Source organism: Oryzibacillus soli (assembly GCF_051594765.1).
Taxonomy (GTDB): domain Bacteria; phylum Bacillota; class Bacilli; order Paenibacillales; family NBRC-103111; genus Paenibacillus_AR.
Genome location: NZ_JBPPGJ010000013.1, coordinates 116324 through 138072 on the forward strand (window position 1 = coordinate 116324; position 21749 = coordinate 138072).

General features: G+C 58.8%; 20 protein-coding genes. 8 read left to right on the forward strand and 12 right to left on the reverse strand.

Annotation, left to right across the window (positions count from 1 at the left end; genetic code table 11):
* Positions 1-111: 111 nt before the first annotated feature.
* Positions 112-1782: a pectinesterase family protein gene (locus tag ACSEXW_RS18390; RefSeq protein ID WP_438447628.1), complete on the reverse strand. Its 1671-nt coding sequence runs from the start codon at positions 1780-1782 to the stop codon at positions 112-114.
* Positions 1783-2010: 228 nt separating this feature from the next.
* Here ACSEXW_RS18390 and ACSEXW_RS18395 point away from each other — a divergent pair, with 228 nt between their 5' ends.
* From ACSEXW_RS18395 to nagA, 3 genes are read left to right on the forward strand one after another with little or no spacing between them, the layout of a single operon-like run.
* Positions 2011-2874 (forward strand): MurR/RpiR family transcriptional regulator, encoded by an 864-nt coding sequence (locus tag ACSEXW_RS18395; protein ID WP_438447629.1) that lies wholly within the window; start codon positions 2011-2013, stop codon positions 2872-2874.
* Entirely contained in the window at positions 2871-3599 is a 729-nt protein-coding gene (nagB, locus tag ACSEXW_RS18400; protein WP_438447630.1) for a glucosamine-6-phosphate deaminase, read from the forward strand. Before ACSEXW_RS18395 ends, nagB begins: the two co-directional genes overlap by 4 nt.
* The gene (nagA, locus tag ACSEXW_RS18405) at positions 3596-4798 is read left to right on the forward strand and encodes an N-acetylglucosamine-6-phosphate deacetylase (RefSeq protein ID WP_438447631.1); all 1203 of its coding nucleotides are present in this window, start codon (positions 3596-3598) and stop codon (positions 4796-4798) included. Before nagB ends, nagA begins: the two co-directional genes overlap by 4 nt.
* A gap of 148 nt (positions 4799-4946) precedes the next feature.
* On the opposite strand, the gene ACSEXW_RS18410 is transcribed toward nagA, so the two are convergent.
* The 3 genes from ACSEXW_RS18410 to ACSEXW_RS18420 are packed head-to-tail and all read right to left on the reverse strand — an operon-like array spanning position 4947 to position 7905.
* Complete coding sequence (locus tag ACSEXW_RS18410) at positions 4947-5966, reverse strand: Gfo/Idh/MocA family protein (protein WP_438447632.1); 1020 nt, start codon at positions 5964-5966, stop codon at positions 4947-4949.
* A 1-nt stretch (position 5967) separates the two neighbouring features.
* Entirely contained in the window at positions 5968-6729 is a 762-nt protein-coding gene (locus ACSEXW_RS18415; RefSeq protein ID WP_438447633.1) for a sugar phosphate isomerase/epimerase family protein, read from the reverse strand.
* Positions 6730-6741: 12 nt separating this feature from the next.
* A complete protein-coding gene (locus ACSEXW_RS18420) occupies positions 6742-7905 on the reverse strand; it encodes a Gfo/Idh/MocA family protein (RefSeq protein ID WP_438447634.1) in 1164 nt (387 codons plus the stop codon).
* A 164-nt stretch (positions 7906-8069) separates the two neighbouring features.
* On the opposite strand from ACSEXW_RS18420, the gene ACSEXW_RS18425 reads away from it, so the two are divergent.
* On the forward strand, positions 8070-8918 hold the full coding sequence (locus ACSEXW_RS18425; protein WP_438447635.1) for a helix-turn-helix domain-containing protein: 849 nt from the start codon (positions 8070-8072) through the stop codon (positions 8916-8918).
* A gap of 171 nt (positions 8919-9089) precedes the next feature.
* Here ACSEXW_RS18425 and ACSEXW_RS18430 read toward each other — a convergent pair whose 3' ends face one another.
* The 5 genes from ACSEXW_RS18430 to ACSEXW_RS18450 all read right to left on the reverse strand — a co-directional run bounded on the left by ACSEXW_RS18430 (position 9090) and on the right by ACSEXW_RS18450 (position 15711).
* Positions 9090-10529, reverse strand: coding sequence for an ABC transporter substrate-binding protein (locus ACSEXW_RS18430; RefSeq protein WP_438447636.1), 1440 nt, complete (start codon positions 10527-10529; stop codon positions 9090-9092).
* A 131-nt stretch (positions 10530-10660) separates the two neighbouring features.
* On the reverse strand, positions 10661-11533 hold the full coding sequence (locus ACSEXW_RS18435; RefSeq protein WP_438447637.1) for a carbohydrate ABC transporter permease: 873 nt from the start codon (positions 11531-11533) through the stop codon (positions 10661-10663).
* Between the two features lies 1 nt (position 11534).
* A complete protein-coding gene (locus tag ACSEXW_RS18440) occupies positions 11535-12404 on the reverse strand; it encodes a carbohydrate ABC transporter permease (protein ID WP_438447698.1) in 870 nt (289 codons plus the stop codon).
* A gap of 153 nt (positions 12405-12557) precedes the next feature.
* Complete coding sequence (locus ACSEXW_RS18445; RefSeq protein WP_438447638.1) at positions 12558-13883, reverse strand: response regulator transcription factor; 1326 nt, start codon at positions 13881-13883, stop codon at positions 12558-12560.
* On the reverse strand, positions 13858-15711 hold the full coding sequence (locus ACSEXW_RS18450) for a sensor histidine kinase (protein WP_438447639.1): 1854 nt from the start codon (positions 15709-15711) through the stop codon (positions 13858-13860). The genes ACSEXW_RS18445 and ACSEXW_RS18450 overlap by 26 nt, the downstream gene beginning before the upstream one ends.
* Positions 15712-16035: 324 nt before the next feature.
* Here ACSEXW_RS18450 and ACSEXW_RS18455 point away from each other — a divergent pair, with 324 nt between their 5' ends.
* Genes ACSEXW_RS18455 through ACSEXW_RS18465 form a run of 3 tightly spaced genes read left to right on the forward strand, consistent with a single transcriptional unit; the run spans position 16036 to position 17435 of the window.
* Positions 16036-16359: a PadR family transcriptional regulator gene (locus ACSEXW_RS18455; protein WP_438447640.1), complete on the forward strand. Its 324-nt coding sequence runs from the start codon at positions 16036-16038 to the stop codon at positions 16357-16359.
* Between the two features lie 2 nt (positions 16360-16361).
* A complete protein-coding gene (locus ACSEXW_RS18460) occupies positions 16362-16787 on the forward strand; it encodes a permease prefix domain 1-containing protein (protein ID WP_438447641.1) in 426 nt (141 codons plus the stop codon).
* Between the two features lie 3 nt (positions 16788-16790).
* Complete coding sequence (locus ACSEXW_RS18465; RefSeq protein WP_438447642.1) at positions 16791-17435, forward strand: hypothetical protein; 645 nt, start codon at positions 16791-16793, stop codon at positions 17433-17435.
* A gap of 43 nt (positions 17436-17478) precedes the next feature.
* Here the strand turns inward: ACSEXW_RS18465 and ACSEXW_RS18470 are convergent, their stop codons facing one another.
* A complete protein-coding gene (locus ACSEXW_RS18470; protein ID WP_438447643.1) occupies positions 17479-18954 on the reverse strand; it encodes an MDR family MFS transporter in 1476 nt (491 codons plus the stop codon).
* 117 nt (positions 18955-19071) lie between these two features.
* On the opposite strand from ACSEXW_RS18470, the gene ACSEXW_RS18475 reads away from it, so the two are divergent.
* A complete protein-coding gene (locus ACSEXW_RS18475) occupies positions 19072-19887 on the forward strand; it encodes a PadR family transcriptional regulator (protein WP_438447644.1) in 816 nt (271 codons plus the stop codon).
* A 76-nt stretch (positions 19888-19963) separates the two neighbouring features.
* Here the strand turns inward: ACSEXW_RS18475 and ACSEXW_RS18480 are convergent, their stop codons facing one another.
* Complete coding sequence (locus ACSEXW_RS18480; protein WP_438447645.1) at positions 19964-20932, reverse strand: 2-hydroxyacid dehydrogenase; 969 nt, start codon at positions 20930-20932, stop codon at positions 19964-19966.
* A gap of 147 nt (positions 20933-21079) precedes the next feature.
* Entirely contained in the window at positions 21080-21715 is a 636-nt protein-coding gene (locus ACSEXW_RS18485; protein ID WP_438447646.1) for an FMN-dependent NADH-azoreductase, read from the reverse strand.
* Between the last annotated feature and the right edge of the window lie 34 nt (positions 21716-21749).

Below are 21749 nucleotides of genomic sequence, written 5' to 3' on the forward strand. Positions count from 1 at the left end.
CCTGCATGAATAATAGCCAAAAGTTTAATTGGTATAATGTGGTAGGTCTCGTATCGGTTGTCGCAAAAAAAAACCGGCATGCTGTTTTCAGCACACCGGCTTGTTCCTAAGTTACAGCTTCATCCGCTTCGCAAGCGGTGTCGGCAGAAGAGCCAATTCCTCGGCCACCAGCCGGGCAACGGTATCCGCACCCGTCTCGTTCAGGTGGGTATTATCCTGTACCCCCTCCGGATAATTCGGGTTCTCACCCGGACGGAGCCATGTGAACCAGGCCAGGGATTTCTCCGGTCCCAGCTCCTGCATCCGGGCGAAGCTCTTGGCGCTCAGGTCGACGAACGGCACCTTTTCCCGCTCCGCCAATTGCTTCATGGCCGCGGGATACTCCTCGTGGGTATCCTGCAGCACACCGTTCTCGTCGAACTTGCGCCGGGCCACCGAGGAGATCAGCACCGGGTAGGCTCCCTTGGCGCGCGCTCCCTCAATGTACCGAAGCAGGTGCTCCTGATACGTGCTCCAAGCCTCTGTACGCCGCTCGGCATCCGGCTTGCTGTCATTGTGCCCGAATTGGACGAGCAGCACGTCTCCTTCTGCAATGGCAGCCAGCACGGTGTCCAAGCGTCCTTCGTCGATGAAGCTCTTGGAGCTGCGCCCGTTGGTCGCCGCATTGACGATCCGGATGCCCGGCTCCAGCAGGCTGTGCAGCCGTGCCCCCCAGCCCAGCATCGGATGCTTCTCATGGGGATAATCCGCAACGGTGGAGTCTCCGGCCAAGTAGACGGTCATCCGCCCGGCCTGCGGGTTCCAGCCGTCCTTTCCGGCCAGAACCTTAGCGGTATCATAAGCCCGGGCCTCCTCCTCCGTCAGGATCGGCGCCCAGCTCACACGCTTATCCGCGGCCGCGCCCGGGCCGAAGCTCCGGTATTCACAGTAGCGCGTCGTGGCCTCCCGCTCCGGCTTGCCCCAGTTGTGCCATCCCTCCGGCTTGATATGCTCGCCCATCCAGCATTCGATGAAGGCGGTCGCTGCATACTCTCTCCAGGGCCGGCCCAGGTAGACGGAAGCCTCCGGAGCATCCCCGATCAGCCGGCAGCTGCGGAACACATAGCCCACCTTCACGTCCTGCGGGGTGGAAGCGGCCGTTATGTATCCGTGAACGGCTGCCGTGCTTTCCGGCCCCTCCAGCCGGTCCCGTTTTTTGGAGAAAATGTCGCACCGGTCGAACACCGCTGTCGCCGAACCGAAGATAAAATCCACGTCGCCGGCAATGTAGCAGCTATCGTAATAATGACGCCCGGGCTTCAGCTCGTCGCCGTCCTTCGGTCCGCCGAAGGTCGCCCGTTCCACCGGCTTGGGCGGAAGCGGTCCGGTGAAGAGCGTGTCCTGGTGCGCCAACAGCCGGCAGTTCCGGAAGACGACCCGGTCTGCATCCACATAGGCAGCCAGAGCTTGTCCGACCACATCCCCGCTCCCCGAGGAATTGACCAGGGTCAGGTTCTCCACGGTGAAGTCATCCCCGGAAACGAAGAAGGAATACGAATTGAATGTGTTGTAGGACTCCCCGTTCGGAAACTGCTTCTTGGCATAGTCGCCGTAAGTCAGGATCGTGTGGTCCCGGTCCTCCCCGATCAGATGAACCCGGTTGCGGCGGATGTGGATTTTCTCCTCGTAGACGCCCTTTTTGATATAGATCGTCGTTCCTCCGGTGTGTTCCTCCGGAATGGAGTCGATGGCGGCCTGCAGAGTGCTGTATTCTCCACTGCCGTCCTTAGCTACGGTAATCATGATGGATCCTCCCCAGTTCGGTTTCTTCTCATTGTAGCAGATGTAGATATTAAAAACTTCGAATCTTTTTCACGTTTCGCTTCATAATTCAATATTCTTGTGAAGTTCCTGTATGTGAGCTGCGCCCGTTGACGGGCTTGCAGGTCCTTTGTTATGATAGGTATGTAAATTATTTTAATGATATTTATACGTTTTTGCGAAAATATTTACACAAAAGGAGTGTCCCCCATGTCCGGAATCCTGCACACCATCCGGAGCCGATGGACCGAATGGAATCCCAAGGACCGGGAGATCGCCCAGTTCGTTCTTGAGAACCCGGAGCAGACGGTCCGGATGGGGATCAAGGAGCTGTCCCAGGCCACGCAAGCCAGCACGGCCACCGTATCCCGGTTCTGCAAGATGCTGCATTTCAACAGCTTCACCGATTTCAAAATGAAGCTTGCAGCGGAAACAGCCTTGAAGCCGGTGCCCGACACCTACCAGGATATCGTAGCGGGGAATCCGTTGGCCAGCATTGTAACCGCCATGGAAGCCAACCATATCCGTTCCATCTCGGACACGACCCGGCTGTTGGACTACAAGCTGCTGGAGGCCTCTGTCGAACGGCTCCGAACGGCGGATCGGATCGATCTGTATGGGGTTGCGACCTCCGGAATCGTTGCTATGGATTTCGCCCAGAAGCTGGTCCGGATCGGGAAGCGGGCACAAGCCTTTACCGACCCTCATATGCAGATCACCTCCGCGTCCACTCTGCAGGAGGGAGACATCATCTTCGCCGTGTCCTACTCCGGCGAAACTCCCGAAACCATCGACGCCGTCCGCTGCGCGAAGGAATGCGGGGCCGCCGCCATAACGCTGACCCGGTACGGCTCCAGCACGATGGCCGGCCTGGCCGACATCCCCCTCTTCACCACTTCGCTGGAGTCCGGCATGCGCCGTGGAGACATGGCCTCCCGGATCGCTCAGCTGCATGTCGTGGATATCCTGTTCACCGCTCTCGTGAGCGGCGCCTTCGATGAATATGTACCCCGACTGGAGCATTCCTATCAGATGGTCACCCGATACCGCCGGGAGAAAGGACGATCCAAATGAACATACTGACTTTCAAAACCAACGAAGAGCTTAATGAAGCGGGTGCCGGCATCATTACGGGACTCATCCGAACGAATCCCCGGGCTGTCCTGGGACTGGCTACCGGCAGCACCCCTATCGGAATCTACGAGGAGCTGGTCCGCGTGTACCGCAAGGGACTCATCAGCTTCAAGTCCGTGACCACCTTCAACCTGGACGAATACGCCGGCCTTCCGGCCGACCATCCGGAGAGCTACCGCAGCTTCATGGAACGCCATCTGTTCAGCCACATCGATCTGCCCGCCGGTCAGAGCCATATTCCGGACGGCAACGCACCGGATCTGGAGGCGGAATGCAAGCGGTACGACCGTCTCTTGGAGGATGCCAAGCAGATTGATCTCCAGATTCTCGGTGTCGGCCACAACGGCCACATCGGATTCAACGAACCGGATCATGCGCTCCGGAGCGGCACCCATATCGTGAAGCTCCGGGAGACCACCCGGGAGGCCAACGCCCGGTTCTTCCCCACGCTGGACGCGGTGCCGACCCATGCCTTGACCATGGGTGTGGGAACCATCCTGAAGGCGAAGACCATCCTGTTCATCGCACGCGGAGCGGATAAGGCGGAAATCGTCCACGAAGCATTGACAGGTCCGATCCGGACCGAGCTCCCCGCCTCGCTTCTTCAGACTCATCCCAATGTGGTCGTGCTGCTGGATGCGGAAGCGGGGAGGTTATTCGCATGAGTGGAATCGAACGGCAAGAACGTTGGTTATATACGGGTGCAGCCGTCGTAACGGAGGAAGCCGGCATTCTGGAGGACGGCCTATTGTTGGTGGAGGGGGACACGATCGTCTGGGTCGGAACGGCCGAGGCTTTCCGGTCCAGTCCTTACGCGGCGGAGCCCTTCACGGAAATCCGTGCGGACGGGGGCTACTGGCTTCCCGGATTTGTGGACGTCCACGTGCACGGAGGCTTCGGCGGCGACTTCATGGATGCGGAGGCTTCCTCCTATGACCGGATCACCTCGTTCCACGGACGTCACGGCACCACTTCGATGTTGGCGACTACCGTTACGGCGCCCAAGGAGGACATCGACCGGGTTCTGGAAGCGGCCGAACGGAAGCGCCACGGGAGCAGTACACCGGGAGCCCGGTTAGCCGGCGTCCATCTGGAGGGCCCCTTCATCAGCCCCAAGTGGCCCGGCGCCCAGAACCCAGCCCATATCGCCCCTCCACGGGTGGATTGGCTGGAGGAATGGCACCGCCGCTATCCCGGCCTGATCCGGATGGTGACCCTCGCTCCCGAACGGGAGAACGCCCTGGAGGCGGTACGCTGGCTGACCGCTCACGGCATTCTCGCTGCTGCCGGCCATACGGATGCGACCTATGCCGAGATGATGGCCGCCTGCGACAGCGGGCTGCGCCATGCGGTGCACACCTTCAATGCCATGAAGGGCGTGCACCACCGGGAACCCGGCACCGCCGGAGCCGTACTGGCGGACGACCGGATCCGGGCCGAAGTGATTGCCGACGGGCTGCACGTTCACCCCGCCGTCTTCACCATGCTGGCCCGCTGCAAAGGACCGGACGGCCTGGTGCTGATCACGGACGCCATCTCTGCGGCAGGGCTCGGCCCCGGCTCCTATCAGCTGGGCGGCCTGGACGTCACGGTGACCGGTGACGGAGCTGCCCGGCTGACCGAAGGCGGAGCGCTGGCCGGCAGCACCCTGACGATGATCGAGGCGTTCCGCTTCGCTGTGCAGCAGGCCGGTCTCAGCATCGCGGCGGCCAGCCGCGCCGCCAGCGGCAACCCGGCCCGGGCCGCGGGCATCGACGGCCGCACCGGCAGCCTGGCCGCCGGCAAGCAGGCGGACCTGCTCCTGGTCTCGCCGGAGCTTATGCTTCGCCGCGTTTGGATCGGAGGCCAGGAGCTGGAGCTGTGATCCGCTCAAGGTGGCGGTGGATGATATTTCAGCTGTCAGCGGAATGGTTGCTGACACAAGACGAAGTTATGTGAGCAAGTCCCATCGAGCCGCTACCATTGCAAAAGAAGCATCCTACGACATACCGTAGGATGCTTCTTATTTGCCGCTAAAACCGCTCCACCGTCTCCCGGCGGCCGCTCTTGGAGGAGGCGTAGATGGCATCCAGCATACCCATAGAGCAGGAGGCCTCCTGCAGGGCGATGTAGCCGTCCGTGCCGTCCGCCAGGCTCCGGTAGAAATCGCCGATGGCGCGGGCGTGGCCCATGCCCCAATACGACTTGCCCAGCGCCCCCTGATCGTCGCGGGCCAGCACCTGATCGGGGCCGTCGCCCTTCAGGATCAGCGCGTTGTCCATGTACCGGAGCGTCCCCCGCTCCAGGTGCAGCTCCAGATAGAACGGGCTGTTGGTGGAATAACCGTTGGTGGCGAAGAAGAAGCCCCTTACGCCCCCCTTGTAATAGAAGGTGGCATCCGCCGTATCCTCCACCTCGATGACATCCTGCAGCACCCGGGTGTCGATGTGTCCCTTGACTGCTTCCACATCGCCTCCCAGATAGTACATCATATCGAGCATGTGCACCGCCTGGTTGATGAGAAGTCCGCCGCCTTCGGTGTCCCATCTGCCCCGCCACGGCTCCGAACGGTAGTAGTCCGGTGTCCGCATCCAGGTCAGGATCCCCTTCAGCCCCAATACCCGGCCGAGCTCCCCGCTCTCCACCAGCTGCTTCGCTTTCTCGATGGAGGGATTCAATCGATTCTGCAGAATCGCCCCGCACCGGATACCCGAGGACGCTACGGCTTCCGCCACGGTCCGTGCCTGCGCCACGTTCATGGAGACGGGCTTCTCCAGGACCACATGCTTGCCCCGCTGCGCTGCACGGATCGCCATCTCCGCATGCAGGTAATGGGGCGTACAGATGTGGACGCTGTCCACCTCCGGATCAGCCAGAACCTGCTCCAAGTCCGTGAACACCTTGCAGCCGTAAGGCTCCGCCATTCTCACGGCACGGTCCTCTAGAATGTCGCAAACTCCGTACAGCTTCACCGATTCCGACTGTGCAACAGCTGCGGCATGGATTGGGCCGATAGCGCCGCAGCCGATAATGACCGCATTCGCCGGGCGCATCTTATTCGAACCCGGCCTTGCTCAAATTGTTGTAGCTGATGCGCAAGCTCTCGAGTGCTTCGGTCGGCCCGTCGTCCCGCTCGATGAGATACCACTTGACGCCCGCTTCCTTGGCGGCGGGGAGAATCTCCGCCCATTCCAGATTGCCCTCCATGATCTCGGCCATGATCGGCTGCGAGTCGATGATGGCCAGATCCTTCAGGTGGATGGCGTCGATCCGGTTCTTCAGCTTGCGGATCCATGCGGCCGGGCTGCCCCCGCCCACCTGTACCCAATAGGTGTCCAGGGTGAACAGGAAGGTCTCCGGGTTCGTTGCCTCCATCAGGATCTCCAATCCGGTCTTGCCGTTATAGCGCTGGAACTCGAACTGGTGGTTATGGTAGCTGAACTTCAGGCCGTTGCGCCCCAGTTCATCCGCAATCTCCCGGAACTGCTTGGCGAAGGCCGCGTAGCCTTCGGCATTCCGGAATTCCGGCGGCAGACCGCCTAGACCTGCCAATTGGCAGCCCAGCGTATGGTGGTCGGCCACCAGCGCATCGAAATCCTTCGTGAAGCGGTCGTAAGACATGTGGGTCAGCACGATTTGAAGCCCGTGGGACCTGGCGATGGAGGCCACCTCGGCTACGGGCAGATGCCACAGGGCGGAAGCTTGAACGGTCGTGTAGCCCATTTCCTTAATCTGCCGGAGCGTGCGGTCAAGCTCCTCCGGGGTCTTGGCGTAGTTGCGGACGGTATAGAGCTGGGCGCCTAATACGTTGGCCATGGTCGATCCTCCTTAATGGCTGCCGGATACGTCGACAACCTTGTGTGCGACTTTCTTCTCAACGGTGGACTGCCGGATCTGCTCCTGCAGCAGCTCATAGAAATGGTCGTGGTTGAAGTTCTCCAGATCCACCCAGCTGTCGGTCCAAGTGGAATAATGGATGGCGTTGGAGATGGTCAAGCCGTAGACGCCCTCTTCCCCCGGAGCCAGCAGCTTGGCGCCCTTCAGGATGGCATTCGCAAAGTTCTTCATGATGCCCACATGCTGTTCACCGCCGTCATGAGGCACCGGAATGTCACAGACCCAGGCCTCCGGCTTGCGGAACGGCTCTTGGTTGACCCGGTTGTGCTCGCGCTCAGAGATCCGGTTACGGTGGAAGGTCATCTTGTTGTTCTCGACCACAATCTTGCCCATATCGCCCGAAACCTCCAGACGATTGGTGCCGGGAGCCTCGCCGGTGGAGGTGATATAGACGCCGCTAGCTCCGTTAGCGTACTCCAGGTAAGCGGTCACATCGTCTTCCACTTCAATATTATAGAATTTGCCGAAGCTGCAGAAGGAACGCAGCCGCTTGGGCATGCCCAGCATCCACTGGATCAGGTCCAGATTGTGTGGGTTCTGGTTGATCAGCGTCCCTCCGCCTTCCCCCTCCCAGGTGGAGCGCCAAGAGCCGGAATCGTGATAGCATTGGGGACGGTACCAGTCGGTGACGATCCAGACCACCCGCTTAAGCGCTCCCAATTCCCCGCTCTGAACCAAGTCCCGTACTTTCTGGTAGACCGGGTTCGTGCGCTGGTTGTACATGATGCAGAAGAGCTTGTCGGACTTCTCCGCGGCGGCGTTCATCTCCAGCACCTGCTTGGTATAGACGCCGGCCGGCTTCTCCACGAGCACGTGCAGATTATGGGCGAAGCCCTCGATGGCAAGCGGCGGGTGATCGTAGTGGGGAACGGCGATCAGGACGGCGTCGATGAGCCCGCTTTTGTACATGTCGGTGGCATTGTCGAATACCGGTACTCCAGGCAGCTGCTTCTCCGCCCATTCCCTGCGCTCTGCGCTAATGTCGCATACGGCGCCCAGAACCATGCCCGGAACCTTGCGGTTCATATGGATCTGCATGCAGTGCGAGGAGCCCATGTTCCCCAGCCCGATGATGCCTATTCTTACATTTTCCATTCCTGATTTCCTCCCTGGGACGGTTGTTGATTACGGTTGGCAATAGTCTGATCTAGGTGGACATTTCCTCTTAAATGTATCACTAATCGTTTCCATGAACTTCACTGATTTTGTTGGAAACTATGAATATCTTGCGGTATTATGAAGCATATGAGGTGATCGAGATGAGTCTAACCTATCCCCCCCATTTTCACTTCGCTGCAGCGGACCAGTCCTTCCGGTATCACCACGGCCGGGATGAGCGCCCCAACCCCGAACACTATAAGCCCCATTATGAGAAGGGGTATGAGATCTACATGTTCATCAGCGGGGAAGGCACCTATACCATCGAGGGCAACAAGTACAGCCTGGAGCCTTACTCCATTCTGATGATGAATTCCGACGAGCTGCATGTCCTGAATATATCCGAGGACTGCCCGTATGAGCGCGTGGTCCTGACCATCGCCCAAGGCTTCCTCCCCCCCTTTCTTCCGAACGGGGTGGATTTCTTCCGCTCGATCAAATTCCGCAAGCTGGGGCACGGTAACCAGATCAAGGCGGACATCGTCCAAAGCTCCGGCCTCCTGGATCTTCTGTGGAAGCTGGAGGAGCAGCTTCAGGCTCCCGGCGCGGAGAGCGAGATTGTGGCCAAATGCATCCTGGTCCAGATTCTATCGGCCATCAACCGGATCGCAGAGAGCGGCAGCCCTCGAACCTTCAAGCGGGCCAACGTCAAGATCGGCGCCGTGCTCGAATACATCAACTCCAGCTTGGACCAGCCCTTGACCCTGGACGGATTGGCGGAGCGCTTCTTCGTCAACAAGTATCATCTATGCCATACGTTCAAGGAGGAGACCGGCTTCTCCATCAACCGCTACATCTCCTACAAAAGAGTCCGGATGGCCGACGAGCTCATGCGGCAGGGACATCCTCCGACAGAGGCCTGCTTCATGTCGGGCTTCAACTGCTACTCCAACTTCTTCAAGTCTTACCGCAAGCTGACCGGCCAATCCCCACGGAGTGGGAAGACATAAACTGGCTTCCGATGGATCCTGATCATATCCGCGATGTTCGTCAGAATCGTCCAGCTCTTGGCCGGCTCCTCCCGCTTCGTTCCGACATGCCAAAAAACCGCCTGCCGGCAGGCTGAATGAGCCTCCGACAGGCGGTTCGTCCCCCGGGCCGGGGAGGAGCCTGCACCTTGCCTATTGAACCTTGATCTTGTCGAAGTTCTCCTTCTGCACCTTCTGGGCCGTAGAGTCCAGCAGCTCCTTCAGGTTCACGTCCTTCTCGCTGAACACCTTCTGCACCGCGTTGGTCATAGCGGCATAATATTCCTGGGTGTTGTACTGGGCTTCAGGCTTCCCGTCCAGCAGCTTGTTGGATTCGGGAGAGTATTGGTACACGTTGTCGTACTTCTTGTAGATGGCTTCGTTCTTCTTGCCGTATTCGGAATCGGCGCCGAAGTAGTTCATATGCGGGGGAATGTAATACTTGCCCTCGGTCTTCCGCTGTTGGATGTTGGTCTCCAGAGACTTCAGCGCTTCATCCGTGAAATAGTCGAACACGATATAGTTGAAGGCCGCCTCCTGCTGGGCCTTGGTCGCCTTCGGGTTGATGACCAGATAATCGCCGCCCAGCACCCCGGTGTGCTTGCCTCCTGCGGTCGCCGCCGGCATCGGGAAGGTCAGCACCTCCTCCGGCTTCAGCCCTCCTTGGTTGAGAGCCTGCTCCAGCGGCCCTTCCGCTCCGGCGATGACCATGGCGGTCCGCCCCTGGGCGAAGGCTCCCACCGCATCGCCCCAGCCCAGCGCCCAATCCTTCGGAATGGCGTTGGCCTCCCAGCGCAGCTTCTTATAGAGCTCCAGCGCCTTCAAGCCCGCCTCCGATTGAAAAGCCGTCGTGACCTTGCCGTTGGCCACGCTCTGGATCTCGCCCCCCGCCTCGAAGAGGAAGTTGGTCCAGTTCCAGCCCGACTCGTTCCCCTTGCCCATCGGGGCGATCCCCGCTACGCCCTTGGCCGGGTCCGCCACCGCCTTGGCCGTGTTCAGCATATCCTCCCAGGTCCAGTTGTAGGAGGGGACCTTCACGCCCTTGGCATCCAGCATTTTCTTGTTCACCACGGTGGTGGTGACGTAGCCTTTTTGCGCCACGCCGTAGACCTTGCCGTTCAGGATGAATTGATTCTGCAGTACCGGATTGATCTGATCCTTGTACGGGTACTTGTTCCACAGCTCCGTAATGTCGGCGGCCCAGCCCCGCTCCACCAGGAATTTCGCCTCCGTGGCGAAGGTGTTGTAGAAGGTGGGCGCTTCGTTGGCGGCCATCTTGATGCCGATCTCATTCACGTTGTAGTGCCACTCGCTCTTCTCGATGGTAACGTTCGGATATTTGGCCTGGAACCGCTTGATCTTGTCATCCTCCAGCTTCCGGTTCTCCACCTGGTCCGGCAGCGGATAGTAGATGCTGATCGTCACCTTCTCGGCCGGCTTCTGGGTGGCCGGTGCGGCCGTGGCCGGCTGGGTGCCGGACGGACTGGAGGCCGGACTGACGCTGGCGGCGCTCTCCTTCTCCCCGTCACCGCAGGCGGCCAGCAAGGAGGCGGTCATCGTGAGGCTGATTGCGATTGCCGATGTTTTACGCATTGGAACTCCCCTATTCGCTATGATTTTCCCTTACACGCCCATCATAACGGGTGACGCCCCGCCCGGACGATGTGTGTTCCTATGACGAATATGTGCAGGTTTACGGCTTCCCGCCTCAGTTGTCCCGGTGTTTATCCCTTCACGCCCCCCAGCTGCAGTCCCCGCATGATGTACTTCTGGAACAGGAGGAAGACCCCCATCGGCGGCACCATAACCATGGTCAGGATGGCGAAGCGGACATTGGTGTCCAGTCTCCGCGCATTGATGACGTACCGGTTGATGGCCGTCGCCAACGGGTATTTTTTGTCGCTGTGCATGACGAGGGAGGGCCAGAACCAGTCGTTCCAGGCCGTGGAAAAGACGAAGATGGACAAAGTGGTGAAGATCGGGACGGACAAGGGCACCGCAATCCCGATGAAGCAGCGCCATTCCGAGGCCCCGTCGATCCGGGCCGCCTCGAACATCTCCTGATGGATCTCGTCGAAGAATGATTTCAGCAGCAGGAGGTAAAACGCATTCGCCGCCGCGGGCAGCCAGAAGGCTGCGAACGTATTGACCAGCCCCAGGTCCTTCAGATTCAGGAAGTTCGGAATCAGATAGGTCGTGGGGGGGATGAACAAGGTGGACAGGAAGAAGGCCAGCACCGCCCTGCGCCAAGGCACGGCCAGACGGGACAGGCTGAAGGCGGCCAGTCCCAGCACCAGTACGGTCATGACCAGATTGCCGCCAAAGATGAGAAGGGTGTTCCTGGTGAATAGGGGCAGATTGATGAACGTCCAGCCCTTCTGGTAATTCCCCCACTCCCACACGGACGGCAGGAGCCGGGGCGGGAAGGAATTGACCTCCTCGTTGGGCTTCAGCCCGTTGAAGAAGGTGACCAGCAGCGGGTACAGCATGCTGAAAACCATGATGGCGATCACCGCCACCATTAGGGAGTAGAACACCTTGACCGGCCCCCGCTTCATGTCATAGCGGGAGATAATGCCGCGTTCCGGATTCGCCATCTCAGCCGCCCCCCCGGTTCGTGAGCTTGAATTGCAGGACAGCCAGACCGCCCAGCACGAGGAACATCAGCACGCCCATGGCCGACGCAACGCCGAACTGCAGCTTGGCCGTTGCATAACGGACCACCAGCAGCGCATAAGTCAGGGTCGCGTTGTCGGGTCCTCCGTCCAGCATGGCCAGCTGGGACTGGAAGCCCTGGGAGGTGGCGATGAGCTGCAGCACCAGCATCAGCCCGATCAAGCCCCGGATGGAAGGCAGGGTAATGTGCCGGACCCGTCCCCAGACCCCGGCTCCGTCCAGCTCCGCCGCCTCGTACCAATCCCGGGGGATCGACAGCACGGCAGCCAGGTAGATCAGCATGGCGGAGCCGAAGGACTGCCAGGTTTCCATGATGACGAGGGAGAGCATGGACCAGCTTTTGTCCGTCATGAAGGAGATCTGCTCCCGCCCCAGCTGGGTCAGCGCGCCGTTGATGGGTCCGACGGGGTCGTAGAACCAGCGCCACAGGCCGTACAGCACCACGAGGGGCAGCACATTGGGCAAATACGCCGCTACTCGGACGAAGCCTTGAAGCCGCCGGAGCTCCGAGATTGCCACGGCGAAGAAGATGGGAACGGCGAAGCCGATGGCCAAGCATAACAGCATGTAATAGAGCGTGTTCTTCAGTGCAATCCAGACTGTGGAATCCTGGAAGACTGTGCGGTAATTGTCCAACCCGGCGAATTCGTTGCCCTTCACGAAGTCGATCCGGTAGAAGCTGTACACGAACCCCTTCAGAATCGGCATCCAGAGGAAAACGAGGAAGAGGATGACGGCCGGCAGCAGGAAGGCCACGCCGGAAGCATACTTGCGGAAGCGCCTCGGCAGCATTCCCCGCCCAAGAGCCGCCCCTCCGGAACCGGAGGAGGTGACGGTTTGTTGGTCCATGATGGGAGTCTCCCGTCCTTTCTTGTGGTTTAGCCACATTGTACGGCACGGGAGAACGCGGGCACAGGTGTGCTTCTATCCATATGGTAGGCGATCTTACTTCTTCAGTTCGCGGAGGCTGACGCCGAAGTACTTCTTGAAGATCTTGCTGAAATGCTCGGGAGACTCGTATCCCACCAGCTCCGCGATCTCGTAGCGCCGAAGATCCGTCGTCTGGAGCAGCCGCTTGCCCTCCTCCATCCGGAGCTTGATGACGTACTCCCACAGATTCATGGACGTATACTTCTTGAACAGATAGCTCAGATAGTTGGGGCTCACATGGTTTCTCTGCGCCACCTCGTGCAGCGTCAGCCCCTTCTGGGCATAATTTTCCCGGATATAAGTTTTGGCCTTCTCCACGATCAGGTTGTTGCGGGCGGCCAGCTCCTCCTCCGACGGCTCCTTGTAGATCCCCCAATGATAATCGCCGTAATAAAAAACATCGTGATCCGCATGCTCCCGGCTCCACAGAAGGGCTGTGCCCGCCTGACCGCTAAGCTCCCCCATGAACTCCAGCCCCTTCAGGAGCTGGCTGATCCCGATCACACACCCGAGATTCAGGTATCGGTTGATATGGTGGTGGAGGCTGCGTCCGATCATGTCCAGCTGGTTCACCTTGTTAACGCCGGATTCCTCCGCCTTCTCCCGGCTCCACTCCAAGATGACGCCGATCTCTCCTTCTGCAATATGGAAAGCGTGATAGTCCCACTCCTTGTCCAGCAGCTCACAGATGATGTTGAGCGCGCCGTATTGCAGCAGCTCCCCATCCGGGCGGGATACGGCGCGGCCCAGCATATCTTGATCCATACGAAGCTTGATCTTCAGCACGCTGTAATACGGTCCGGACAGCCGGACGCCGCGAGAAGCCAGCGCTTCCGCAATCCGGGCGTTCTCCTCCGGAGAAGCCTCCAGCAGCTGTCCCAGCAGCAGACTTCTCTCCCGGTCGGGCGCATTCATGCGGAAGCTGTCCCGCAGGCCGGAGATCACCTCTTCCGGATTCTGCTCCGGCTTGGCGGACTTCAGGAGCGCGTCCCGCACGGAATCCAGGAAGTGGGCGCTGTTCAGCGGCTTGATCAGGTAGTCCTTGGCCCCCAGGCGGATGGCCATCTGGGCGTATTGGAACGTTTCGTGAGCGGAGATGATGATGGTCTGCACCCAGGGCTTGATCAGCTTGGCCTGCTGCATCAGCTCGATGCCGTTCATCTCGCCCATCTGGATATCCGTCACCAAGAGATGAATCTCCTCCATGCGCAGGAGGTCCAGCGCTTCATACCCGCTCGCCGCCGTAAACACCTGTCCGATGGACAGCCCCGAATGGGACAGAAGGTTCTCCAGCCCTTTGCAGATCAGCGGCTCGTCATCCGCGATCAGAATATGGTACATGCGTCGCTTCCTCCTTCTTGTTCTCCGTCTCAACTTGCATTACGGCCGGCGGTCCCGGAATGACGATGGATGCCTCCGTCCCTCCCAGCTCTCCCGTACGGTAACGCAGCCCATACGGCATGCCGAAATGAAGCCGGATCCGCTCATGAATGTTCCGGATGCCATAGCCGATGGACGGTTCGCCCTGCGGACTGTCCAGGAGCAGGCGCAGGGCTTCGTAGTCCACCTTCTTATAGCCGTTGTCCTCGACCCGGACCTCCACATGGTCTCCCACGATCATAGTGCGGATATGGATCTCCCCATCTTCGTCCATATTCCTGACCCCATGGATGATGGCGTTCTCGATCAACGGCTGGACTGCAATCTTGGGAATCCGGACCTCGGCCAGCTCCGGGTCCAGATGCCAATACACTTCAAAGGTATATTCATACCGGAGCTTCTGAAGCTTCACATAAGCATCCGCGTGCTCCATCTCCTCCCGGAGCGATATCAGCTCCCGCCCCCGGGATAGGCTGATCTTCATCAGCTTGGACAGCTCCTTGATCATCCCGGCGGTATCCGAGTGGCCTTCAAGCGAGCTCTTCCAATAAATGCTCTCCAGCGTGTTGTACAGCAGGTGCGGATTGATCTGCTGGTACAAAATCTGAAGCTGCGCCTCCTTCTGCCGGATCTCCATCCGGTACTGGGAATGGAACAGATCATTAAGCCTTCGCGCCATCTGGTGCATGGAATGCATCAGAATCCCCACCTCGTCGTACCGGTTCGTCTCCGGCAGGTCCGGCACGGTGTTCCCCGGCTCATAGCGCCTCACGAAGCCGACCAGCTTCTGGAGCGGCGCCATAAGGGATCTCCAGAAGTAGATGAACAGCAGGATGCCGAACAGCGCATAAGCGACGGAGATTAGCTGGAGGATGGATTTCAGCTCGCTCTGCTGATGCAGAAGCGCCTCGACCGGAAGCTGATAGATCAAGCGCTGCTTCTGTGCGGCGTGATTGCTGACCACATAGATGGAATCCTGCGTGCGGAGGTGGAAGCTCTCCTTGCCCTCGGCCAACGCGGCGAATCCTGAAGGCACCTCCAGCGTGCTTCCTGTCGCCGGAACCGTGGAGGCAAGCACCCGGTTATCCCAGTCCGTCATGTAGATCCTGCCGCCGGGCAGGGAAACGGACTGCAGGGATTCCTGCACCTTCTTCTCTACATTGGAGGCGAACAGGACGCCGATGACCTCGTCGTTGCCGGTTATCCGGTACACGGCACGGATATACGCCAGCGTCGTATCCCGGCCATACGGGCCGAAGGGGTTCACGATCCGGAGGTAGCCCTTGCCCCGAAGCCCGACCGCTTCGTCGAACCAGGGAGGCTTGCCCCCGTCTCCGAAGAAATAGACGCCCCGGTGGGTCATGGAGACCTTCGGGGCGAAGGAATAGTAGTTGTCGGGATCATAGATGTATAAGGAATAATTGACGGCTTCCCCTCCGTCGAGCCCGGTGGAATAGCCCATTAAGAGGTTCTCCAATTCCCCGTAGCGCTGTACCTTGGCGAATTCCGTCTCCCCCGGCAGCGATGCGAACTGCTGTACCAGCGGGTGCCGGATGATGGTGGTGGTGATCCGGTTGATGGTGTCGATATCGCGGCTGATAAGAATGCTGTTCTGCTTATTGAGCTCCGCATAGGCTTCCGTCACATTCTTCGTCAGGATCTCTTCGGTCCGTTCGTTTCCGTACGCATGAAGCAGGAACACCGGAATGACCATGACCAAGAACAGTAGGACCAATTGCTGCTTCAAATTCAGCTTTTTGAGCGGGTTGGAGAGGTAAATCTGCACCATAGCGACCCCTTGTCGGATTGGAATGAAATTCCTGCCCATCGTCTTCGACGCCCGTAATACGGAATCCTGCGGAGCAGCAGGCGTGATGCCGCTGAGAATGTAGGCGATCTTACGATTTTCACACAAACTGGAGAAACTACATTGACAGACAGAGTAGTCCTGAGCTATGATTACTTCATGACATAGAGCTATATCAGACAGAGTTGTGTCTCGCAGAGTTGTACCACGCAGAGTGGTTGTGCCCAGCGGTTTCTCGCAGAGCCATACACGGCATGGAGACGGGCGGATGCCCTCTGCGGCAAGCTTGCAGGAACGGAGGACCTTATGTTAAACAGCGATATGATCCGCGGCCATCTGGATGCGATTATTCTGAAGCTCATTCAGGAGAAGGACCGGTACGGATATGAGATTTCCAAGGAGATTGCGGCCCGGACGGACCAGCAGTTCCAGATCAAGGAGCCGACGCTGTACGCCGTCTTCCAGCGGCTGGAGAAGAAGGAGCTGATCGAGTCTTATACCGGGGACGTCTCGTTCGGCAGCAAGCGCCGGTATTACCGGATCACCAGCTTGGGACGGGCATACGTCAAGGAATTGATCGAGGAATGGCGCACCACCCGGCACATCATCGACATTTTTATGGAGGAATAAGCATGAATCGAATTCAGGAGCATGTAGAGAGGCTCTTCAAGGGCATCCCGGACAGCGAGCGCAAGACGGAGCTGATGCAGGAGATTATGGAGAATTTGGAGGAGAAGGTTCAGGATCTCATGGATCAAGGGAAATCCGCTGAGGACGCTCTGAACAAGGTGATCGTGGAATTCAGCGACATCGAGGAGATCAAGCAGGAGCTGGTGACCGCAAGATCGGCCGGCGCCGTGTCGGAACGCAGCACCAGACTCTGGCTGAACTTCAGCTTTTCGATCTGGGGAAGCCTGCTCATCATCGGACTGTGTCTGTTCGTCAACCTGTATTACACGCCGGATGCCATATGGTTCATTTATCCGACGTTCGCCGTACTGTGGTGGCCTTTGGTCATGTATTTTCATTGGAAGAAGCATCAGAATAAGGAGGGTTAACGGATGAAAAAGCTGGTGTTTCACTTTGTTGCCGCGGGATTGGCCATGACCCTGGTGTTCCTGTTCGTCATCAATCTGGTCCTATCGCCAGGAATCTTCTGGTTCTTCTACCCGGGCTTCGGCGTGCTGATCGCCCTCTCCAGCTTCTACTTCGGCATGGAACGGAAGCTGCTGGCACAGGCCGTGTCCGGAAGCATCCTGCTGGCTTCGTTCTTGATTCTCGAGAATCTCTTGATCTCACCGACGGATACGCCTTGGTTTCTCTACGCCGTCTTCCCGCTGATCTGGTGGCCGGTCTCCGTGGGGCTGGGCTCACGGGCAGGAACGCCCCTCTATGCCTGGACGGCCAGCTTCATCACCGTCGGCTACTATCTGGTGCTGAACGTTGCCTTGTCGCCCGGCCATCCCTGGATCATCTATATTCTCTACGCCTTATTGTGGTGGCCTGCTTCCATTCACTATTCCCGCAAGCGCGGACACTTCGGCTTCTCCCTCTTCGGCAGCGGCATCACGATTCTGCTTCTGGCTGTTGTAAACGCCATTACGACACCTAGGGAAATATGGGTGATCTACCCCGCCTTCACCTTGGTCTGGTGGCCTTTAAGCATGTACTATTTTGTCCATCGCCGCAAGAAAGCCGGCATCTAAAGCAAAAAGAGCAGCTGCCCGAGGGCGCTGCTCTTCGTTGTTCTTAGGCTTCCTGCGGCGTCAGCACCGCGGCGTCCGGCTCGGAGCCGGATTTCTTCGGCTTCTTGCGGATGAAGAGGATAATCGGCAGCGCCACGAGGATGATCAGCGTGGCCGCGTAGAACACATCGTCGATGCCCATGGTCATGGCGGACAGCTGAAGCTGCAGCTTGTCCTTGACCCCCGAGGTCATCAGTTCCTTGGCATGTGTGGTCGAACGGGTGGCCATCATCGTGGTGAACACCGCGATGGCGAACGATCCGAACACGTTGCGGATCCAGTTGTTCAAGGAAGAAGCATGGCCCGACATATGGGGCGGAATCTCTTCCATACCGGCGTTGCTGACCGGCATCATCGTCAGGGATATGCCGAGGTTCCGCACCACCATGCACCAGAGCATGAAGCTGTGGGAGGCGTGTACGGACAGCCAGCTGAGCGGAAGTGTGCCGGCCGCCACCAGCAGAATGCCGGTGGTGATCAGGGGGCGTGCGCCCAGCTTGGTATACAGCTTGCCTACGATCGGCATGGCGAAGGCCATGACCAGCGAGGACGGCAGCAGGATCAAGCCGGTATCAAGCGGCGTAACCCCTTGTACGTTCTGCAGGAAGACCGGAGTCAGCAGCATGCCGGAATACAGGCTGATCGTCAGAATGATGGAGATGATCAGCGTCAGCGTGTATCGGTTGTTCTTCAGTACCCGAAGGTTCAGCAGCGGAGTCTCGGTGGTGAGCTCCCTCCAGATGAACAAGGCCAGGAAGACGGCCCCGACTACGAACAGCGTAACGGTCTTCACCGAGGACCAGCCCCAGGAATGTCCTTGGGACAGACCTACCAGAAGCGAGGAGCTGGCTACAATTACAGTGACGAATCCGACCAAGTCGAAGGACTTGGGAATGCTCATGCGGTAGTAAGGCATAAACAGCTGAACCATCAGAATGGCGATCAAGCCGAACGGAACGTTGATCCAGAACAGCCAGTGCCAGGAGACGTGCTCCAGCAGCCAGCCGGCGAATGTCGGTCCCAGTGCCGGAGCCAGCATGGCGGATGCGGCCCAGATGCCGATGGCCACCGGCTGCTTCTCCCGGGGAATCACTTGGTAGATGACGGCCATAGCGGAAGGAACGATAACCCCGCCGAACACACCCTGAAGGGTACGGAAGGCAATCAGCCAGGTGACGTCGTTGGACAAGGCGCAGAAGACGGAAACGAGAGTAAATCCGGCCAGCGCAACCAGATATACCCGCTTATAGCTGAATCGTTCTCCGAAGTAGCCGGTCACGGGAGCAAAGGTGCCCATGGCCAGCATGAAGCCAGTCAGGGTCCATTGGATGGTGCTAAGAGTCGTGTTGAAATCCTTGGTCAGCACGGGCAAGGCGATATTGATCGTGCTCGTGGCCAGCATGGACACGAAGCTTCCGAAGAAGAGCGCGACCATGATCGGCCAGAACCGAACCTCTGGTAATTTATTGTTGCTTTGCATTGTGGCACTCCCCTCCTTGTGGATATGTAACTTTAGACATATAATAGACTGAAGTCATCATACATCGATCTTTGGCATATGTCAAACGATACATATGGATGATTTGGAGGTCCGAGGATGAACCCATTGGCTTACGGCCTGCTCAGCTTGATTGCGATCGCTCCATGCACCGGATATGATCTGACCCAACGCATTCAATTGTTCTGGAATGCGAAGCACAGCCAGATCTATCCTCTTCTGGCCCAGCTGGAAGAGCAGCAATACGTCCGCCACGAGCACGTGGCGCAAGCAGACAAGCCGGATAAGAAGATCTATACGATTACCGAGCAAGGCCGTGCGATGATCCTTGGCTGGCTTTTGGAGCCTACGGATCCGCCTGTGCACCGGGACGAGTTCTCCTTGAAGGTGTTCAGCTTATGGCTCGCCGACCGGGAGAGCGTGAGGAAGCTGCTGCAGGAGCGGGAGAACCTGCTTATGGATAAGCTCTCCCGCCTCCGCAAGCGGCAGGTGGATCTGGCCCGGGTGACAGCAGCCTCCCAAGCGGCGGGTAGCAGCACAGAGGCGCCGGCCGCTAAGGAAGGGGAATGGCTTAGCGCCATGGCGGAGCATAAGATCCGAACGCGGGGCCGCGGGGCGGAATGCTTGGGAGACCGGGATGAGGAACCGGGAGAACCGGAGCCCGCAGCGTTGGGCGCCGCATGTACAGACGCTGCGGGCGCCTCAAGCGGTGTAGCGGCGGACACGGAACGCGTGTCTGACCAAGTGCGAGCCCCACTGGGAGTTATGGAGAAGGCCTTGAAGGAAGAGTTGCCGGACGTTCACGACGTGGCATGGCCTTCCCCCTTTTTCGGCGCCTCCATCCTGATCCGCAAGGCCATCCTGATGGCGGAAGCGGAGCTGGAGTGGTGCCGCGGGATTCTGGAGCAGGTATGAGTAGAAAACAAAAGCCGGGAAGTAGCCTGTACCATCAGGCGCCTTCCCGGCTTTTGTTTTGTGGGGGGGGATTATTTTAGGGCTTCCTCCGGATCAAGGAAGGCGGATGTCCGCCCGTCAATCCGGCTATCAGATTGTCGGCAGCGAGGCGAGCCATCTTATAACGCGTCTCGCGGGTGGCAGAACCCATATGGGGAAGCATCATCACTTGGTCCATGGTTAAGAACGGATGATCCGGCTGAATCGGCTCCTGTTCGAATACGTCAAGGCCTGCTCCCCGGATCAGGCCGGTTTGAAGAGCCCGGATCAAAGCTTCCTCATCTATGGTGGCTCCTCTCGATGCATTGATGAAGATGGCGCTTCGTTTCATGAGACCGAATTCCCGCTCTCCGATCAAATGGCGCGTCTGCGGAGTCAGGGGAGTCATGATCACGACGTAATCGGACTCCCTCAGCAAGTCGTCCAACGAACCGTATATCGTTTCGTATGCCGCTTCATATTCCGGCTTCCGGGACCGGTTGTGGTACATCACTTTCATTCCGAAGCCGAACTTGGCCCTCCTGGCGATGGAGGCCCCGATGCCACCCATGCCGATGATGCCCAGCGTCTTGCCGTGAACATCAACGCCGAACCAGGAGCTGCCCGCGTGCTCGGTCCACCTGCCCTCCCGGATAGCCCGGTCCAGCTCCGGGATCCGCCTGGCCGCCGCCAGAATGAGGCCGAAGACGGCATCCGCCACTGTTTCGTTCAGCACCTCCGGCGTATTGGACGCCATAATTCCCCGGCGTTCCAGCTCCTGCAGATCCAGATTGTCGTAGCCGACGGAGTTGTTGCAGACGATCCTCAGCCGCGGCGCCATCTCCAGCAGCTCCCGGTCCACTCTCAGACCGGAGCCCAACAGCCCCTCCGCATCGGCCAATGCCGCCCGGAAGGCCGGAAGACTATCGTCGTCCAGCTTGTCGAAGCTGGTGACGTCGCAATAATTCCGGATATCCTCCAGGATGCCGGGGTCCATTTTTCTATAGACGATCGCTTTCGGTTTCACCGTTCTTCCTCCTGACCGTGCCTGACTTCCGGCGTACCCTTCTATTCTACCATACGGCCTGTCCGGCATCCCAACGCCAAAAAAGATGCTTTCCCGGTTGGGAAAGCATCTCGCAGTCAGAATAGTCCTATTGCTGCGGTACGGGAGTCAGAAGGATGGGGCGGCTTCCTTCGCACGGGCGATGGCTTGTTCCTTGATCTCGGCTGCGCGGTCCGGGAACTGATTGTGCCCTTCTACGAAGATCCCTTGGGTCTCCGGAATGCCCAGGAAGCTCATGATGATGCTGATATACCGGTGGCCGGATTCCATAGCCGCTGCCGGTCCTTCGGAATAGACTCCGCCGCGGGCTTGAATGTGGAGCGCTTTTTTGCCTGACAGAAGTCCTACCGGGCCGGTCTCCGTATACTTGAAGGTCTTGCCCGCCACACAGATGGCATCCAGATAAGCCTTCATCAGCGGTGGGAAGGAGAAGTTCCACAGGGGCGTCACGAATACATATTTATCCGCTGCGGCAAACTGATCGGCCAACTCTCCCAGCCGGCCCACCTTCTTCTGCTCCTCGGCCGACAAGGAGGTGAATTCCGAGCCGCTGCGCAGCTTGCCCCAGCCGCTGAACACATCGGCATCGATGTGAGGGATGTACAGGTTGTACAGATCGAGCTTCGTCACGGTGTCGTTAGGATGCGCCTGCTGGTAAGCGTCGATGAAGGCTTTGCCCACGGCCATACTGTAGGAGGTCTGATGGTCATGGGGATGCGCGGTAATGTACAGAACGGTAGCCATACAACATATCCTTTCGTGGTTGGAGTGGATGAAG

What these genes read in the sequence shown, in the direction of transcription:
- ACSEXW_RS18390 (WP_438447628.1), bottom strand. Translation starts at nt 1,782, where the DNA reads ATGATTACCGTAGCTAAGGACGGCAGTGGAGAATACAGCACTCTGCAG.
- ACSEXW_RS18395 (WP_438447629.1), top strand. Translation starts at nt 2,011, where the DNA reads ATGTCCGGAATCCTGCACACCATCCGGAGCCGATGGACCGAATGGAAT.
- nagB (WP_438447630.1), top strand. Translation starts at nt 2,871, where the DNA reads ATGAACATACTGACTTTCAAAACCAACGAAGAGCTTAATGAAGCGGGT.
- nagA (WP_438447631.1), top strand. Translation starts at nt 3,596, where the DNA reads ATGAGTGGAATCGAACGGCAAGAACGTTGGTTATATACGGGTGCAGCC.
- ACSEXW_RS18410 (WP_438447632.1), bottom strand. Translation starts at nt 5,966, where the DNA reads ATGCGCCCGGCGAATGCGGTCATTATCGGCTGCGGCGCTATCGGCCCA.
- ACSEXW_RS18415 (WP_438447633.1), bottom strand. Translation starts at nt 6,729, where the DNA reads ATGGCCAACGTATTAGGCGCCCAGCTCTATACCGTCCGCAACTACGCC.
- ACSEXW_RS18420 (WP_438447634.1), bottom strand. Translation starts at nt 7,905, where the DNA reads ATGGAAAATGTAAGAATAGGCATCATCGGGCTGGGGAACATGGGCTCC.
- ACSEXW_RS18425 (WP_438447635.1), top strand. Translation starts at nt 8,070, where the DNA reads ATGAGTCTAACCTATCCCCCCCATTTTCACTTCGCTGCAGCGGACCAG.
- ACSEXW_RS18430 (WP_438447636.1), bottom strand. Translation starts at nt 10,529, where the DNA reads ATGCGTAAAACATCGGCAATCGCAATCAGCCTCACGATGACCGCCTCC.
- ACSEXW_RS18435 (WP_438447637.1), bottom strand. Translation starts at nt 11,533, where the DNA reads ATGGCGAATCCGGAACGCGGCATTATCTCCCGCTATGACATGAAGCGG.
- ACSEXW_RS18440 (WP_438447698.1), bottom strand. Translation starts at nt 12,404, where the DNA reads ATGCTGCCGAGGCGCTTCCGCAAGTATGCTTCCGGCGTGGCCTTCCTG.
- ACSEXW_RS18445 (WP_438447638.1), bottom strand. Translation starts at nt 13,883, where the DNA reads ATGTACCATATTCTGATCGCGGATGACGAGCCGCTGATCTGCAAAGGG.
- ACSEXW_RS18450 (WP_438447639.1), bottom strand. Translation starts at nt 15,711, where the DNA reads ATGGTGCAGATTTACCTCTCCAACCCGCTCAAAAAGCTGAATTTGAAG.
- ACSEXW_RS18455 (WP_438447640.1), top strand. Translation starts at nt 16,036, where the DNA reads ATGTTAAACAGCGATATGATCCGCGGCCATCTGGATGCGATTATTCTG.
- ACSEXW_RS18460 (WP_438447641.1), top strand. Translation starts at nt 16,362, where the DNA reads ATGAATCGAATTCAGGAGCATGTAGAGAGGCTCTTCAAGGGCATCCCG.
- ACSEXW_RS18465 (WP_438447642.1), top strand. Translation starts at nt 16,791, where the DNA reads ATGAAAAAGCTGGTGTTTCACTTTGTTGCCGCGGGATTGGCCATGACC.
- ACSEXW_RS18470 (WP_438447643.1), bottom strand. Translation starts at nt 18,954, where the DNA reads ATGCAAAGCAACAATAAATTACCAGAGGTTCGGTTCTGGCCGATCATG.
- ACSEXW_RS18475 (WP_438447644.1), top strand. Translation starts at nt 19,072, where the DNA reads ATGAACCCATTGGCTTACGGCCTGCTCAGCTTGATTGCGATCGCTCCA.
- ACSEXW_RS18485 (WP_438447646.1), bottom strand. Translation starts at nt 21,715, where the DNA reads ATGGCTACCGTTCTGTACATTACCGCGCATCCCCATGACCATCAGACC.